The following is a 15,511-nucleotide window of genomic DNA, read 5'->3' on the forward strand; positions in this document are numbered from 1 at the left end:
CTATCATCGCCAGCCTTTGTTGATACCAGTTCGCAATTTGCGCTGAAGCGGCCCAAGCCATGATTAAACAACGCACACTGAAAAATATTATCCGTGCCACAGGTGTAGGCCTGCACTCCGGTGAGAAGGTCTACCTGACCCTCAAGCCTGCGCCTGTCGACACTGGCATTGTGTTTTGTCGCGCTGACCTCGACCCTGTGGTGCAGATTCCTGCCCGCGCGGAAAACGTCGGTGAAACCACTATGTCGACGACGCTGATCAATGGCGACGTCAAAGTGGACACGGTAGAGCACTTGCTCTCGGCCATGGCTGGCCTGGGCATCGATAACGCCTACGTCGAGCTCTCCGCGTCCGAAGTCCCGATCATGGATGGCAGCGCTGGACCCTTCGTATTCCTGATTCAATCGGCAGGCCTGGAAGAACAGGACGCCGCCAAGAAATTCATCCGCATCCTGCGTGAAGTGACAGTGGAAGACGGCGACAAGCGCGCCACTTTCGTGCCTTTCGAAGGGTTCAAGGTGAGCTTCGAGATCGATTTCGATCACCCGGTATTCCGGGACCGCACCCAGAGTGCAAGCGTGGATTTTTCCAGCACTTCGTTCGTAAAAGAAGTCAGCCGCGCGCGTACCTTTGGCTTCATGAGTGACATCGAGTACCTGCGCAAGCACAACCTCGCACTCGGCGGCAGCGTGGAAAACGCGATCGTGGTCGACGCTGATGGCGTGTTGAACGAAGACGGTCTTCGTTACGAAGACGAATTCGTCAAACACAAGATCCTCGATGCGATTGGCGACCTGTACCTGCTGGGCAATAGCCTGATTGGTGAGTTCAAAGGCTTCAAGTCCGGTCATGCACTGAACAACCAGCTGCTGCGCAAATTGATTGAGCAGACAGATGCCTGGGAAGTCGTGACGTTCGAAGACGCCAGCACCGCACCAATCTCTTACATGCGCCCGGTTGCGGCGGTGTAAGTAAAAAACCTCTCTAGTTTTTTGAAGGCCATCCTTGGATGGCCTTTTTTTATGCCCTTTCAAAAGCAAAAGATCGCAGCCTTCGGCAGCTCCTACAGGGATACCGCATTCCAGATGTAGGAGCTGCCGAAGGCTGCGATCTTTTGACTTTAAAGTGACACTACCACGCGATTACGCCCGCCTTCCTTGGCCTGATACAACGCCTTGTCCGCCGCAAACAGCAGATGCTCCAGCGTCATCTCGCTCGCCGAAGTCCACGTGGCGATGCCAATACTCACCGTCATCTCCCGCTCAGCGCCCTCGGCTCTTGGCAGGTTTTGCACCGCCTGACGAATCTGCTCGGCGATCTGTTGCGCCCCCGCGCAGTCCGTCTCGGCGAGAATCACCGAAAATTCTTCTCCGCCATAACGCGCGACCAGATCCGCCGGGCGTCGCACGTTCGCAGTGATTACCTTGGCCAGCTCGCGCAGGACCTGATCCCCGGCCTGATGGCCATGTCGGTCATTGAATGCTTTGAAGTGGTCGGCATCGATCATCATCACCGACAGCGGCTGGCCCGAGCGCTGGGCGCGGAACCATTCGTGGCGCAAGGTCTGGTCGAGCATGCGCCGGTTGGCCACGCCGGTCAGATCGTCGGTGGCGGCCAGTTGTGCCAGTTCGCGTTCGGCGCGATGACGCAAGCGCAGTTCCCGGGCGAGCAGCCAAGTCAGCCACAACAGACCCAGGCATAACACGCCGGTAGCACCACTGATCAATATCGCCGTTCGCCGCCAAGTGCCGAACACTTCATCGCTGGACAAGGCCACCATCACGGTCAACGGCTAATTGCCCACCCGCGAGTAGGTATAGAGCCGGCGCTGTTCATCCATGCTGGAGGTGCTGGTGAAACTGCCGGTGCCATCGCGGTCATTGAGAATGCGCACGACATTGGGCCGGTTGCCGAAGCTCTTGCCCACCGAGTCGCTCTGCAGATAGGGCTTTTGCGCGAGCAACACGCCATCGCTGTTGATGATGTTCAGTGTGCTGTCCGTGCCGATGTCGAGGCTTTTGAACAGCTCGTCGAAGTAGTCGAGTTTTAACGATGCCACCGCCACGCCAAGGAATTCACCGGTCTGAGAGGAGATGCGGCGACTGAAGCTGATGCGCCACTGATCGGCCTCTGCGCAATCGCAACGGGTCTTGAAAGGTCGGCTGATGAACATCCCTGTATCGCGGTTGAACGCGTGCGCAAGGAAGTAATCACGGTCGGCGAAATTGCCCGGTTTCGGTTCGATGCGCGAGGAGTCGGCGATCACTTCGCCATGCTTGTCGAGCAGCAGAATGTCGCCCTTGAAGCGCGCCGTGGTCGAGCGGTCGAAGAGCGCCAGATGACGGATCTGCGGCGAGACGTTCTGCAGGTCGTCCCGCTGGGCGGCGGCGATCAGGCCTTGCAGTGTCAGGTCGTACAGCTCGACGGTGCGCAGTACATCGGCGTCGATCAATTGCGCGATGGTGGTGGCGCGGCGGGTGGCGGCTTCCTGCGCGCTGGCGTACTCGCGGATCAGCAGAAAGGTGACGATGCACACCATCGCAATCACGGTCAACAGGCTGCCGACAATCAACAGGCGCTCGGGGCGGCCGGTCTGGCCTGTGCTGGATGGAGTGCGGCTGGCGATCATGATGGGGGTTCGGTTGGGGGGGTTTCATAAGCTTAGTAGGGCTAACGCCGGAAAACCTTGTGGGAGCGGGCTTGCTCGCGAAAGCGGTCGGTCAGACAACATCGATGTTGAATGACACACCGTCTTCGCGAGCAAGCCCGCTCCCACAGGGTAAATCCCGGAATCTGAAAATCGCAGCGCCGATCTTAGAAGACGTTGACCGGGTAGTCGATGATTACGCGGTATTCATCTGTATCCGTATCAATGGCGCCATAACCATTGCCGCCACGGTTGGTCGCCCATTGCAGGCGCACGGCCAGATCCTTGGCCTGGCCGCTTTGTACGACGTATTGCAAATCAATATCGCGCTCCCAGTGTTTGGCGTTGCGGCCATCGGCGCTGTACCAGCTGGAATAGCCCGGGCTATTCGGGTCGGCTTTGGTCAAGTCCACCGTGCCGCGCGAGTAGGACAGCGCCGAGGTCAACCCGGGCATGCCGACACCGGTGAAGTCATAGGCGTACTTGAGCTTCCACGAGCGTTCGTTCGGCCCGTTGAAATCCGAGTATTGCTGGGAGTTGTCCAGGTAAACGCTGTCGCCCTGGCTGATGTAGTCGAACGGTGTGTTGCCGTTGACCCGCTGGTACGCAGCGGTGACGCTGTGGCTGCCGATGCCGACGGCGAAATGCGCGCTCCAGGTGTTGTTGTCGATGTCGCCGAGCAGCGCGTCACCGGTGTCTTGGGTGTGATAGAAGTGCACGCCCGGGTTGAGGCTGACCAGATCGTTCAGTTGCCAGGTGTAGTCAAGGTCGTAGTAGTACTGGTTCCAGATGTCCTTGAGCTCGGACGCGTAAAGGCTGCTGGTCACACCTTCGACACCATTCCACGCCACACCGGCCCAGTTCAGGTGCCGGCTTTCGTCTGCGTCGGCGAGCGTGCCGTAGGACGTACCGATTCGCGTGTGTCCACTCTGGTTATACGGCTTGGTGAAGCTGGCCTGGCCGCCTTCTATCAGCCAGCCGTCAAAGCTTCGGTTGCTCAAGCTGATGCCACGAAACGTCTGCGGCAGCATGCGCGTGTCGCCGCCGGCAATCACCGGGTTGGTGAGGAACAGATCACCGGCCTTCAACTCGGTATCGAACGCACGCAGCTTCAGCGTGCCGCCTGCGGTCGAGAACGAGCCCGGCGCTTTGCCGTTGCCATCGCTGATCGGCAGGATACTCGAACCGTCGGTTCCGCCCCCACCGTCGAGTTTCAGGCCGAGCATGGCGTGGGCATCGAAGCCGAAGCCGACGGTGCCCTCGGTATAACCGGACTGGAACACACCGAGAAAGCCCTGACCCCATTCGATGTTGTCGTCCGATTTCTGCAAGCGGTTGCGATTCATATAGTAATTGCGGGCGTTGAGGTTGAGGCTCGAGCCTTCGACGAAGCCTTGTTCAGCGGGCTCGTCGGCATGGGCGGCGGGAGTGATCGTTACGGAAATTGCAATGAACAATGGACTGAGACGGACGGGATAAAACACGTGCGGTGGAGCTCCTTGGGTCAGCGGATCGCTCTGGTGCTTGAGCGACTCATGTTTCTTGTTATTACAGACGCACCCTGCAGCTTTCAGACCACAACGAAAAAAGGCCGCTGAACGGCAGCGGCCTGAAGTGACGACGGAAGAACGGGAGGAGCCAAACAACCGCGTCAATGGAAACTTTTCACGGTACGACTCAGCTGTCTTTCTCGATCACTTGAGTCTGGGAAGTAGCGGCCTGCGGGGATTGTTCCGCGTCCTGAGCCTTGGCAATCACTTCGGCCTGACGCTGATCGAACGCCTGCGCGCGGGCGACGTTGTGCGCGACGAATGCTTGCGACTCTTCAGCCATCGCCGTCGGCGACAGGATCAATGAAGACAAAACGAAAGCGCTGGCAATACCCATACTCTTGGACATTTCGAAAACCCTCTTGCTTGGCAAGTGCTGTTTGGTGCGGGCAAAGATAAGGTTGTCGAGGGTTTGGAAACAACCAAAGTTTCATAAAAGACTGTTACAGCAAATGCAAAGATCGCAGTCTTCGGCAACGCCTACAAGGGCATGGTGTATACCCGTAGGAGCTGCCGAAGGCTGCGATCTTTTGATCTTTTCAGACCGGAAGGTGAATGCCGAAGGTGTTCATGCCCCGGTCACTGTGCACAAACACGTCCCCGCCATGCATCAGCGCGATTGCCTTGACGATCGCGAGCCCCAGCCCATGATTGTTGCCACTGTTGCTACGCGAAGCATCGACCCGATAAAACCGTTCGAACAATCTCGGCAGATGCTCGCCGGCAATCGGCGCTCCGGGATTCGCTACCCCAATGCTCACCTGATGCTTTTCAACCTCAATGCGCACCTCGATCACCTGACCTGGGTCGGTGTGCTGTACCGCATTGCTGAGCAAATTGATCAGCGCCCGACGCAAATGCGCGACCTCGATTTGTACCTGCGCATCGCCGCTGACCTTCACTTCAACCTGCGCGTCTTCAAGAATGAAATCCAGATAGTCCAGTGTCGTCGCCACCTCATCAGCCAGTGACGTCGAGGTCAGCTTGGTTGCCTTGTTGCCCTGGTCGGCGCTGGCCAGAAACAGCATGTCGTTGATGATCGAACGCAGCCGTTCCAGCTCTTCGAGGTTCGATTGCAGCACTTCGAAATAGTGTTCGGCCGAACGTCCGCGAGTCAGCGCGACCTGGGTCTGGCCGATCAGGTTGGTCAGCGGTGAACGCAGTTCATGGGCAACGTCTGCGTTGAACGATTCCAGCCGCGAATAGGCCAGTTCGACCCGTTCCAGCGTCGAATTGAAGGACTCGACAAACTGCTCCAGTTCCGGCGGCAACGGCGACAGACGCAAGCGTCCGGCGCGCAGCGGTGGCGCCAGGCGCTGGGCTTCCTGCGACAGTTTGATCAACGGCTTCAGACCGATTCTTGCGACCCAATAGCCCAACGCCGAGGCCAGCAGCACGCCGATCACCGCCAGGCTGATCAAGGCAACGAGCAAGTGATGCTGGGTCTGATGCAGCGTCTCGGTGTCGATGCCGATCATGAAACGCAGCGGCGGGCGCTGGTCCTTGGCCGGGAACTGACTGATCAGCACTTTCAACGGATAGGGTTGACCGGGCAGTCGCAAGTCGTGCATGCCCAACGGGCCGTTGATGGCCGCGCGAATCTGCGGCGTGAGATTGCCGTATTCGTAACGCGGGTCGCCGCTGCTGATCCAGAAGCTGATGCGCTTGTCTTCCTCGCCGAGCAGGTTGAGCTTGTTGTTGATCTTCACCCAATGCTCAGGCGTGCCGTAACGGCCGACGGTGGATTCGAGCACGCTGTAACGCGCATCGAGCTCAGCTTCCGGCAGCAAACCCAGACCCTTGTCGACCTGTTGATAAAGCGCGCCACCAATCAACAGAAACACCACGAGCGCCACCAGCGTGAACATGCCGCTGAGGCGCAGCGCAATCGAGTTACTGGACACCACGGCTCTCCAGCACATAACCCATGCCGCGAATGGTGTGTAGCAGTTTTTCGTTGAACGGCCCGTCGAGCTTGGCGCGCAGGCGTTTGATCGCGACTTCGACCACGTTGGCGTCGCTGTCGAAATTGATGTCCCAGACCATCTCGGCAATGGCGGTTTTAGAGAGGATTTCACCCTGGCGGCGGGCGAGCACGCTGAGCAGGGAAAACTCTTTCGCAGTCAGATCCAGGCGAATGCCGGCGCGGGTGGCTTTGCGGCTGATCAGATCTACCCACAGGTCGGCGATGGTCACTTGCACCGGCTCGTGGCCGCCGCTGCGGCGGGTCAGGGCTTGCAGGCGGGCGACCAGTTCGAGAAAGGAAAACGGTTTGCCGAGGTAATCGTCGGCGCCGTCGCGCAGACCCTTGATGCGATCTTCAACGCGCTCGCGAGCAGTGAGCATGATCACCGGGGTCTGCTTGCGCGCACGCAATGCGCGCAGTACGCCGAAGCCATCGAGCCCCGGCAGCATGACGTCGAGGACGATCACTGCGTAGTCGCATTCCAGCGCCAGATGCAGGCCTTCGACGCCGTCGCGGGCGAGGTCGACGGTGTAGCCCTGTTCGGTCAGGCCACGGTGCAGATAGTCCGCGGTTTTTTCTTCGTCTTCGATAATCAGAACGCGCATGACCGCCTCAGTCTGTGGTCGCCAATGCCGTTGCAGGCATTGGTTCTGGCCGGTGAAACAGCCGCTCGAGCCATAAGTATATGACCGGCGTGGTGAACAGCGTCAGCATCTGGCTGACCAGCAAACCGCCGACCACGGCAATGCCCAGTGGCTGGCGCAGTTCGGCGCCGGTGCCGTAACCGAGCATCAGTGGCAACGCGCCGAGCAGGGCGGCGAGGGTGGTCATGATGATCGGACGGAACCGTGTGATGCACGCCTCGAAAATCGCTTCCTGTGGCGCCAGGCCGCGCTGGCGCTGCGCCTCGAGGGCGAAGTCGATCATCAGGATGCCGTTCTTCTTGACGATGCCGATCAGCAGCACCAGGCCGATCAGCGCCATGATCGAAAAGTCCTGGCCGCAGATCCACAGCATGATCACCGCGCCCAGACCGGCCGCCGGCAATGTCGAAATGATCGTCAGCGGATGCACGAAGCTTTCATAAAGCACGCCGAGAATGATGTACACCGCCACCAGCGCCGCCAGAATCAGCCACGGCTGGCTGGCCAGCGAGCTCTGGAACGCTTGCGCCGCACCCTGGAAATTGCCGCTGATCGCGGTGGGCATGCCGATCTCGGCCTTGGCCTGATCGAGCAGAATCACCGCATCGCCCAGCGCCACGCCGGGCGCGAGGTTGAACGACAGGTTGGCGGCGGGGAACATGCCGTCATGGGCAATCGACAGCGGGCCGATGGTTGGCGCGTCGAATCGGGCCAGTGCCGACAGCGGCACCATTTCCCCGCTGAGCGGTGAGCGCAGGTAGAAATAGTTGAGGCTTTCGGCCTTGCCGCGTTGTCGGGTGTCCAGTTCCAGGATCACGTTGTACTGGTTGACCTGAGTCTGGAACTCATTGATCTGCCGTTGGCCGAACGCATCGTACAGTGCCTCGTCGACATCGCTGGCAGTCAGGCCGAAACGCGCGGCCGCGCTGCGGTCGATGCTGATGTGGGTGATGCTGCCGCCCAGTTGCAGATCATTGGAAATGTCGCGGAATGCCGGATTGCTGCGCAGTTTTTCGGTCAGGCGCTGAGTCCAGGTAGCGAGAGTCGCGCCGTCGTTACTCTTGAGTACGTATTGGTACTGCGCACGGCTCGGGCCGGAGCTGAGGTTGATGTCCTGCCCGGCGCGCAAATACAGGACGATGCCGGGCACTTTCATCAGTTGCGGGCGGATGCGGTCGATGAACTGGCTGGCGCTGACATCGCGATCGCCGCGTTTTTTCAGGGCGATCCAGAAGCGCCCGTTGGCGATGGTCTGGTTGCTGCCGGACACACCGACCGAGTGGGAAAACGCTTGCACCGCCGGATCGGCCGCGACGATTTCGGCCATCGCCAAGTGTTTTTTCACCATGTCACCGTAGGAAATGTCCGCAGCGGCTTCAGTGGTGCCGAGGACGAAACCGGTGTCCTGCACCGGGAAGAAACCCTTGGGGATAAAGATGTAACCGGCAACAGCCAGCGCCAACGATAAACCGAACACACCAATCATCAATTTCTGATGATCGAGGGCGCGGCGCAGGCCCTTTTCATACCAACTGAGCAGGCGTTCGCTGAACCCCGGTCTGGCGTTGGCGTGATGCAGCGGTTTGCACATGAACAACGCGGCAAGGGTGGGCGCCAGCGTCAGCGAGACCACCACGGAAATCATGATGGTCGAGGTCGCGGTCAGGGCGAATTCCTTGAACAGTCGCCCGACCACTCCGCCCATGAACAGCAGCGGAATAAACGCCGCTACCAGCGAGAAACTGATCGATACCACGGTGAAGCCGATCTCGCCCGCGCCTTTGATCGCGGCTTCGCGCATATCGTCGCCGGCCTCCAGATGCCGGTGGATGTTTTCCACCACCACGATCGCATCGTCGACCACAAAACCGACCGCGACGACGATCGCCACCAACGTCAGGTTGTTCAAGCTGAAACCGAGCACATACATCAGGGCGAAACTGGCAATCAGTGAGACGCCAAGCACCGCCGAGACAATCAGCGTCGCCGATAACTGCCGCAGGAACAGCGCCATTACCGCGATCACCAGCAGGATCGCGATCAACAGGGTGATCTCGACTTCATGCAGCGAAGCGCGAATGGTCTGGGTACGGTCGATCAGGGTTTTCACCTGTACCGAGGCCGGTAGCATGGCTTCGAGACCGGGTAGGGCGGCTTGAATGCGGTCGACAGTCTCGACAATGTTGGCGCCGGGCTGGCGCGAGATCACCAGATTCACCCCCGGGCGATCACCGGCCCAGGCCTGCACGTAGGCATCTTCCGCACCGTTGACGACTTTGGCGACATCGCGCAGGTGAACCGGGGCGCCATCCTTGTAGGAAACGATCAGTTGGCTGTAGTCCTCTGGGTGGAACAACTGGTCGTTGGTCGACAGTGTGGAAATGCTCGAATCGCCGTACAGCGCGCCTTTGGCAAGATTCAGGCTGGTCTGCTGGATCGCCAGTCTGATGTCGGCGAGGGTCAGGCCGATGGCGGCGAGTTTGTCGGCCGAGGCCTGTACGCGAATGGCCGGGCGTTGCTGGCCGGTGATGTTGATCTGGCCGACGCCGTCGATCTGACTGATCTGTCGGGCGAGCAGGGTTTCCACCAGGTCGCTGAGTTCGGTGCCGGGCATTTGCGTCGAGCTCACGCTAAGGATGAGCACCGGGCTGTCGGCCGGGTTGACCTTCTTCCATGTCGGCAGCGTCGGCATGTCTTTTGGCAACTTGCCGGCGGCAGTATTGATCGCCGCCTGTACTTCCTGCGCGGCAGTGTCGATGCTTTTGTCGAGCGTGAATTGCAAGGTCAGCAGGGTTGAGCCCAGCGCACTGCTCGAGGTCATCTGGGTCATGCCGGGGATGGCGCTGAATTGCACCTCCAGCGGCGTGGCCACGGAAGAAGCCATGGTGTCGGGGCTGGCGCCGGGCAACTGCGCCGAGACCTGGATAGTAGGAAATTCCGCTTCCGGCAGTGGGGCGATCGGCAAGCGCGGGAAGGCAATGATCCCGACCAGCACCAGCGCGATGGTCAGCAGAATGGTCGCCACCGGGTGATCAATGCACCAGGTCGAGATGCCTCTGTGCGATTTCATGGCTTGGGCTCCGCCTGCACCACCTGCGGCGGCTCGCTCATGACTTGCACGGTCGAGCCGGGCTTGAGCCGCGACTGGCCATCGGTGACCAGCACGTCACCAGCATCGACGCCTTTGATGATGTCCTGACCGCTGCCCTGATAGACCATCTGCACCGGCACGGCCTCAACCTTGTCGTCCTTTACACGATAAACGAAATGTTGATCGAGGCCGCGTTGTACGACGGTCGGTGGAACCAGCAGCGCATCTTTATCTACCGCCGTCTGAATTTTTATCGTCACCAGCAAGCCCGGCCAGAGCTTTTGGCTGGCATTGGCAAATTCGGCCTTGGCACGGATGGTGCCGGTGTTGGCGTTGATCTGGTTGTCGATCAGGGTCAGGTGACCTTCGCCGAGCAGGTTGGCGGTTTCGCCATCGGTGTCGGCGCCAATGTAAGCCTTGACCGGCGCGCGTTGCGGGTCGCTGATCAGATTCTGCAGGGTCGGCAGCATTTGCTGCGGCAGGGCGAACTCGACGGCGATCGGATCGATCTGAGTCACGGTGAACAGGCCTTGGGTATCGCTCATCCGCAGGAAATTGCCTTCATCGACCGTACGAATACCGACGCGTCCGGTGACCGGCGAGCGAATCTGCGTGTAGGAGAGTTGCACCTGCGCCGCATCGATCGAGGCCTGATTGCCCTGGGCGGTGGCTTTGAGCTGGTTGACCAGCGCTTGTTGCTGGTCGAAGGTCTGTTTCGACACGCCGTCGTCGACGCTGAGCAATTTGTAGCGTTTGAGATTGACCAGCGCGACCTGCAACTGCGCCTGACTCTCACCCAACTGCGCCCGCGCCTGATCGAGGCTGGCGCGGATCGAACGGTCGTCGATGGTCGCGAGCAGCTCGCCTGCTTTGACCGGTTGGCCTTCCTTGACCAGGATCTTCGTCAGAATGCCGTCGATCTGCGGACGCACCACCACGCTATGCAACGAGAGCACCGAGCCGATGCCGCTGGTGTAGCGCGGCACGTCTTTGGCACTCACCGTTACCACGCGCACGGGAATGGCAGTCGGGCTGGCCAGTTTGGTCGGCGCCGGTTTGAGTGCAAACCACAGGCCGGCGGCGGCCAACAAAATCAGGAAAGTGGCGAGCAGGATTGGTTTTTTCTGGAGTGACATGCGCGGCGCCGAAGTCTGGAGTTTGGGCAGATTGGCCAGTTATAAACCGGTCAGGCGGTCGGCAGGGTGACGGCTGGCTGTCAGGATTGTCAGTTTCCTCCGTTAATTGCAGTAGCTGCGATTACCGTTGTGTTGATAAGTCCCTAAAAGGGACCTATCGTTCCTGTTTTGGGACTCATCGGTTTGCGCCAGTGGAAAACCTTTCTTTAAGCGAAGCCCTGTTCACCGCCACCCAGCAAAAAGTGTTGGGATTGTTGTTTGGCAAACCCGACCAGACCTTCTACGCCAACGAAATCGTGCGCTGGGCACAGGTTGGCAAAGGCGGCCTGATGCGTGAACTCGATCGATTGCAACGAGCCGGGATCCTCAGCATGACACGAGTGGGTAACCAGACCCATTACCAGGCCAATCCCGCATGTCCTATCTACGCGGAGCTTCTGGGCATCACGCGCAAGACATTCGGTTTTGCCGAGCCTCTTCGTCAGGCATTAGAACCGTTTGCCGAACAGATCACGTGGGCGTTCGTGTATGGCTCCATCGCCAAAAACTCGGCGAACACACTCAGTGACATAGATCTCATGCTGATTGGCGAAGGCCTGCACTACAGTGAGTTGATGGAGCGACTCATGCCGTTGGAGGAGCAATTGGGGCGTCCCATCAACCCGACGCTATACACCCCGCAAGACTGGGCCAGGAAGCTGGCGGCACAGAACAGTTTTGTCATGCGAGTGATGCAGCAGGAAAAAATCGATCTGTCAGAGGCAAACCCTTTGGAGTCCAAGGATGGGCAGCAACGAGAGTCTGGAGAATCTTCTACGTAGCGGTGTACTGAAAGTGGAGCCACCTGACCGCAAGGAGTGTGAGGGTCTGTTGCGCTCGGCTTTGGACAGGCTCAAGGATGCGCACACTTGCACACTGTCGTTTTCCAGCCGGTTCGATTTGGCCTACAACGCCGCTCACGCGCTGGCGCTGACAGCTCTTCGCTTGAGTGGCTATCGATCGGACAAGCGCTATCTGGTATTCCAGTGTCTGATCCATACCACTCAAAGCAGCAAGGTTCAGGTGCGATTGTTTGCGCTGTGCCATGAGCGGCGCAATCTCGCCGAATATGAAGGCTACATGGATGAAGATGACGCGCTTCTTGAGCAATTGCTGGAGAGCACGTCGCAGTTGTTGGGTGACGTTCAGCGTCGCATGAACTGAAATATCATCACGCAGTGACAATGCCAGGCAGCCATTCAGCGCATCCCGCAAATCTTCAGATGCCGAGCCAGAGCGCACAGGTATACTGCGCGCCTTTGCGGCTCACTGATCGGGCCGACTTTTTGTTCCCGGAGCTTCTATGACTTCCCCAACCCAACCGCCGGTTGACGATGCTGTGAGCGACGTCCCGGCTGAAGTGGCTGACGCCAGCGAAACCAAGGCCGAGATCCCGGCGTTCAAGTTCCCGTTCAAACCGGGCGAGCTGGCTTCGGCGAAAGGCTCGAATCAGCCGTGGTACAAAAATGGCGCGAAGAATGGCCACACCAAAACCCCGGGCATGGCGCCGCCGGGCACGCGTCGGTCGATGGGCAAGCGCTGACATCGGAAAGTGATGGTGCTGGCCTCTTCGCGAGCAGGCTCGCTCCCACAGGTTTGTGTTTGGCGCAGATCCAATGTGGGAGCGAGCCTGCTCGCGAATGCGACAGCCGCTACAGCACAAATATCAGATCAAGCCGCGCGCAATGAAATGAACGCATAAGTCTGCGCCGGTTCAGTCACCACCTGCCCCCCGGCTGCCAGCACTTGCCCGGCGACATCATCGCCGGACAAATGAAACAGCCATTCACTGGTTCGCGCCGCCAGCGGTTGCGCGCTCACTTGGTCAATCACCGCTGCAAACGCATCCATGTTCGGCAAGTACGCGGTAAACCCGTCACCCTTGAGCGCGGTAGTGCGGATCCCCAGCGTGGCGCAGATCGCATCCTTGAGTTGGATGTCATCCCGATCCGCCTGACGCGAACGCTGGATCAGCTCAACCAGTTCCCGATCAACCAGCTCGCCTCCCACAATCAGCTCCGGCCCTTGCTCCCAGGACTCTGGCGGGCAATCCTTGGCAGCCGGGTTGAGCGGGATATGCGGATTGATTTCCGCCGGGTATATCCGGCACACCAGCGGACGCCGCTCGTAGATCCGGCAGCGCTTGTCCTCGTCAAGATTCCGGCAGGGGCCGACGTTATAAGCGGCAAAGGTAATCGCCACATGAGCATCAGTGGCGCCGCTGCGAACCACCGCCGAACGGCGCTCGGCATGTTCGCGCTGCTGCGCCGGCAGGCCCAGGCCATTGCCGAGAAACGCCTCGACCAGCACGATCACCTGACCGCCATCGGCCGCCCACATGCGAGCTTCGGCCAGCGTCAGCGGGACATGGTGGTCAGTGCAGCATTTGCCGCAGCCTACGCAGGAAAACGTCGTATTCATTGAGCGATCTTTCTTCAATCAGGGTGTGAAACGACGGCAGAAAACCATCGCACAGAACCGGATCGAAGCAAGGACTGCGCCACTCAGTGGGATTTTGTGACCGGGCGAATCGAATCCCACTCGGTGACGAACGCGGTTTTCGACTGTTTGTTGTACAGGCACAGCTCGCTGCCTTGCTGGCCTTTCATGTGTTTTTGCGGGTATTGGCCTTGCAGCAGAACGGCGGTGTAACCGACGCGGTCGTCGAATTGCGCGGGCGTGCCGACCGGTTTGACGTTTTTCAAACCGCTGGCCTTGGTGCAACTGGCGAGTACGGTCTTGTCGTGGGCGGCCCAGGCGTCGGGGCTGGAGGCGTGGGCCTGGGAGGCGAGAGCGGTGAGGCTGAGCAGGGCCAGGGTGATGGCTTTCATGGTTGGGGCATCCTTGGTTATGGCCAAGGTTTGAGTCTGCCTGAAGAGTTTTGTTGCCTGGGGCACCGCTAAAAGATCGCAGCCTTCGGCAGCTCCTACATGGAAATGCGGTTTCCTGTAGGAGCTGCCGAAGGCTGCGATCTTTTGACTTTAATCATTCCGGTACCAATTCCCGGCGGACCACACACATCCCGACACTCTCATACAACCACCGCGCCCGCAGGTTGTCCTCCAGAACCCTCAAATCGACAAAACCCTCGCGCCGCTGTTGAAAGACACTGAAGGCGTACAGCAACAACGCTCGCCCCAGCCCCCGGCCCTGCATTCGCGGGTGCACCACCAGATTCTTGATATAGGCACTGGTCCAGCATTGCGCCACGCCCACCACGCCCTCGGTATCACAGGCAACGAAACATAACGCCGGATCATATTCAGGATCGCTGACAAACCGCTGCTGCCATTGCTCGAGTGACGGTACCCGACCGCCACCTTCCAGCTGTCCGAGCTGCATCAACTGATGCACTGCCGGCGCCGTTTCCTCGCGGTAGACGGACAGCTCAATCCCCTCCGGCCACTGCGCATCCGGCAGAACCCCGCTCAAATCGCGGCGCAGCAGAAAGCAAAACGTCTCGGCCAACACTCAGTGCCCGTTGGCCGCGACGTGCTTGGCGGCTTCGATCAGACGTTGGGTCAGTTCCGGCGAGGAAAACTTGGTCAACACCGCGTTGGCACCGGCCAGTCTGGCCTTTTCACTGTTCATCGCGCTGTCGAGCGAGGTGTGCAGCAGCACATACAAATGAGCGAAATCCGGGGTCTCGCGCAGGGTGCGGGTGAACGCGTAGCCGTCCATTTCCGACATTTCGATGTCCGAGACGATCAGGTTGATCTGCTGCGCGGTGCCCTGCAGGTCGAGCAGGCAATCGATCGCTTCCTTGGCACTGCGCGCGGTATGGCATTGCAGGCCGAGGTTGCGCAGGGTGTGCACCGATTGTTGCAATGCCACCTGGCTGTCGTCGACCACCAGAATGCGCGCGTTGCCGAGCACTTCGGCGTCTTCCATGGTCAGGTCGGTCGGCGCCATTTCGATCTGCGCCGGGGCGATGCTGTGAATGACTTTTTCGATGTCCAGCACCTGCACCAGCGTACCGTCTACCGAGGTCACGCCGGTGATGTAGGCGCGCGAGCCGCCAGAGCCGAACGGTGGCGGCTTGATGTCGGTGGTCAGGCAGTGAACGATCTTGCTCACCGCTTGCACGTGCAGACCCTGCTTGGAGCGGCTGACATCGGTGACGATCAGGCAGCCACCGTTGGGATCTTCCAGCGGCCGCTCGCCGATGGCGCGGCTGAGGTCGATCACCGACAGCGAGGCACCGCGCAGCGAGGCGATGCCTTTGACGTGCGGGTGCGACTCCGGCAGCTTGGTCAGCGGCGGGCAGGGGATGATTTCACTGACTTTCAGCAGGTTGATCGCCATCAGCTTGCCGCTGCGCAAGGTAAACAGCAGAAGCGAAAGTGAATCTGCGCGGGCTTTGGTGGAGGACATAAGAACCTTCTGTGGATGGGCGAGAGTGGAAATCGCCAGAAACCTTTGATGCCGGGTTATCGGC

General features: G+C 59.6%; 14 protein-coding genes and 1 pseudogene. 4 read left to right on the forward strand and 11 right to left on the reverse strand.

Annotation, left to right across the window (positions count from 1 at the left end; all coding sequences use genetic code 11):
• Window positions 1-59 precede the first annotated feature (59 nt).
• Window positions 60-971, forward strand: coding sequence for a UDP-3-O-acyl-N-acetylglucosamine deacetylase (gene lpxC / locus CXF97_RS25300; protein ID WP_007916984.1), 912 nt, complete (start codon window positions 60-62; stop codon window positions 969-971).
• 149 nt (window positions 972-1,120) lie between these two features.
• Here the strand turns inward: lpxC and CXF97_RS25305 are convergent.
• The 7 genes and pseudogenes from CXF97_RS25305 to CXF97_RS25335 form a co-directional block, all read right to left on the reverse strand.
• A pseudogene (locus CXF97_RS25305) lies at window positions 1,121-2,629 on the reverse strand (sensor domain-containing diguanylate cyclase).
• 185 nt (window positions 2,630-2,814) lie between these two features.
• Window positions 2,815-4,131 (reverse strand): OprD family porin, encoded by a 1,317-nt coding sequence (locus CXF97_RS25310; protein ID WP_101161968.1) that lies wholly within the window; start codon window positions 4,129-4,131, stop codon window positions 2,815-2,817.
• A gap of 193 nt (window positions 4,132-4,324) precedes the next feature.
• Window positions 4,325-4,546, reverse strand: a complete 222-nt coding sequence (locus tag CXF97_RS25315) for a hypothetical protein (RefSeq protein ID WP_101161969.1) — start codon at window positions 4,544-4,546, stop codon at window positions 4,325-4,327.
• A 190-nt stretch (window positions 4,547-4,736) separates the two neighbouring features.
• The gene (locus CXF97_RS25320) at window positions 4,737-6,101 is read right to left on the reverse strand and encodes a heavy metal sensor histidine kinase (RefSeq protein WP_101161970.1); all 1,365 of its coding nucleotides are present in this window, start codon (window positions 6,099-6,101) and stop codon (window positions 4,737-4,739) included.
• The gene (locus tag CXF97_RS25325) at window positions 6,091-6,768 is read right to left on the reverse strand and encodes a heavy metal response regulator transcription factor (protein WP_101161971.1); all 678 of its coding nucleotides are present in this window, start codon (window positions 6,766-6,768) and stop codon (window positions 6,091-6,093) included. Before CXF97_RS25325 ends, CXF97_RS25320 begins: the two co-directional genes overlap by 11 nt.
• Before the next feature lie 7 nt (window positions 6,769-6,775).
• On the reverse strand, window positions 6,776-9,877 hold the full coding sequence (locus CXF97_RS25330) for a multidrug efflux RND transporter permease subunit (RefSeq protein WP_101161972.1): 3,102 nt from the start codon (window positions 9,875-9,877) through the stop codon (window positions 6,776-6,778).
• Window positions 9,874-11,034 (reverse strand): efflux RND transporter periplasmic adaptor subunit, encoded by a 1,161-nt coding sequence (locus tag CXF97_RS25335; RefSeq protein ID WP_101161974.1) that lies wholly within the window; start codon window positions 11,032-11,034, stop codon window positions 9,874-9,876. Before CXF97_RS25335 ends, CXF97_RS25330 begins: the two co-directional genes overlap by 4 nt.
• Window positions 11,035-11,225: 191 nt before the next feature.
• Between CXF97_RS25335 and CXF97_RS25340 the strand changes: the two genes are divergently transcribed.
• The 3 genes from CXF97_RS25340 to CXF97_RS25350 all read left to right on the forward strand — a co-directional run bounded on the left by CXF97_RS25340 (window position 11,226) and on the right by CXF97_RS25350 (window position 12,616).
• Window positions 11,226-11,855 (forward strand): nucleotidyltransferase domain-containing protein, encoded by a 630-nt coding sequence (locus tag CXF97_RS25340; RefSeq protein WP_101161975.1) that lies wholly within the window; start codon window positions 11,226-11,228, stop codon window positions 11,853-11,855.
• Window positions 11,818-12,237, forward strand: coding sequence for a hypothetical protein (locus tag CXF97_RS25345; protein ID WP_101161976.1), 420 nt, complete (start codon window positions 11,818-11,820; stop codon window positions 12,235-12,237). The genes CXF97_RS25340 and CXF97_RS25345 overlap by 38 nt, the downstream gene beginning before the upstream one ends.
• Before the next feature lie 139 nt (window positions 12,238-12,376).
• Entirely contained in the window at window positions 12,377-12,616 is a 240-nt protein-coding gene (locus tag CXF97_RS25350; RefSeq protein WP_016773292.1) for a hypothetical protein, read from the forward strand.
• Window positions 12,617-12,744: 128 nt separating this feature from the next.
• Here CXF97_RS25350 and CXF97_RS25360 read toward each other — a convergent pair whose 3' ends face one another.
• The 4 genes from CXF97_RS25360 to CXF97_RS25375 all read right to left on the reverse strand — a co-directional run bounded on the left by CXF97_RS25360 (window position 12,745) and on the right by CXF97_RS25375 (window position 15,447).
• Window positions 12,745-13,494 carry a YkgJ family cysteine cluster protein gene (locus tag CXF97_RS25360; protein WP_101161980.1) on the reverse strand — a complete coding sequence of 250 codons (750 nt, stop codon included), beginning with the start codon at window positions 13,492-13,494 and terminating at the stop codon, window positions 12,745-12,747.
• A gap of 83 nt (window positions 13,495-13,577) precedes the next feature.
• Window positions 13,578-13,904: a hypothetical protein gene (locus CXF97_RS25365; protein WP_101161982.1), complete on the reverse strand. Its 327-nt coding sequence runs from the start codon at window positions 13,902-13,904 to the stop codon at window positions 13,578-13,580.
• Window positions 13,905-14,058: 154 nt separating this feature from the next.
• Complete coding sequence (locus tag CXF97_RS25370; protein ID WP_101162259.1) at window positions 14,059-14,541, reverse strand: N-acetyltransferase; 483 nt, start codon at window positions 14,539-14,541, stop codon at window positions 14,059-14,061.
• Window positions 14,542-14,544: 3 nt separating this feature from the next.
• Complete coding sequence (locus tag CXF97_RS25375; protein WP_016773296.1) at window positions 14,545-15,447, reverse strand: chemotaxis protein CheV; 903 nt, start codon at window positions 15,445-15,447, stop codon at window positions 14,545-14,547.
• Between the last annotated feature and the right edge of the window lie 64 nt (window positions 15,448-15,511).

The organism is Pseudomonas sp. Choline-02u-1 (genome assembly GCF_002836515.1).
Taxonomy (GTDB): Bacteria; Pseudomonadota; Gammaproteobacteria; order Pseudomonadales; family Pseudomonadaceae; genus Aquipseudomonas.

Bases quoted from the DNA above. Each gene is read 5' to 3' on its own strand.
- CXF97_RS25345 (WP_101161976.1), top strand. From the start codon at position 11,818: ATGGGCAGCAACGAGAGTCTGGAGAATCTTCTACGTAGCGGTGTACTG.
- CXF97_RS25350 (WP_016773292.1), top strand. From the start codon at position 12,377: ATGACTTCCCCAACCCAACCGCCGGTTGACGATGCTGTGAGCGACGTC.
- CXF97_RS25335 (WP_101161974.1), bottom strand. From the start codon at position 11,034: ATGTCACTCCAGAAAAAACCAATCCTGCTCGCCACTTTCCTGATTTTG.
- CXF97_RS25315 (WP_101161969.1), bottom strand. From the start codon at position 4,546: ATGTCCAAGAGTATGGGTATTGCCAGCGCTTTCGTTTTGTCTTCATTG.
- CXF97_RS25365 (WP_101161982.1), bottom strand. From the start codon at position 13,904: ATGAAAGCCATCACCCTGGCCCTGCTCAGCCTCACCGCTCTCGCCTCC.
- CXF97_RS25375 (WP_016773296.1), bottom strand. From the start codon at position 15,447: ATGTCCTCCACCAAAGCCCGCGCAGATTCACTTTCGCTTCTGCTGTTT.
- lpxC (WP_007916984.1), top strand. From the start codon at position 60: ATGATTAAACAACGCACACTGAAAAATATTATCCGTGCCACAGGTGTA.
- CXF97_RS25325 (WP_101161971.1), bottom strand. From the start codon at position 6,768: ATGCGCGTTCTGATTATCGAAGACGAAGAAAAAACCGCGGACTATCTG.
- CXF97_RS25330 (WP_101161972.1), bottom strand. From the start codon at position 9,877: ATGAAATCGCACAGAGGCATCTCGACCTGGTGCATTGATCACCCGGTG.
- CXF97_RS25360 (WP_101161980.1), bottom strand. From the start codon at position 13,494: ATGAATACGACGTTTTCCTGCGTAGGCTGCGGCAAATGCTGCACTGAC.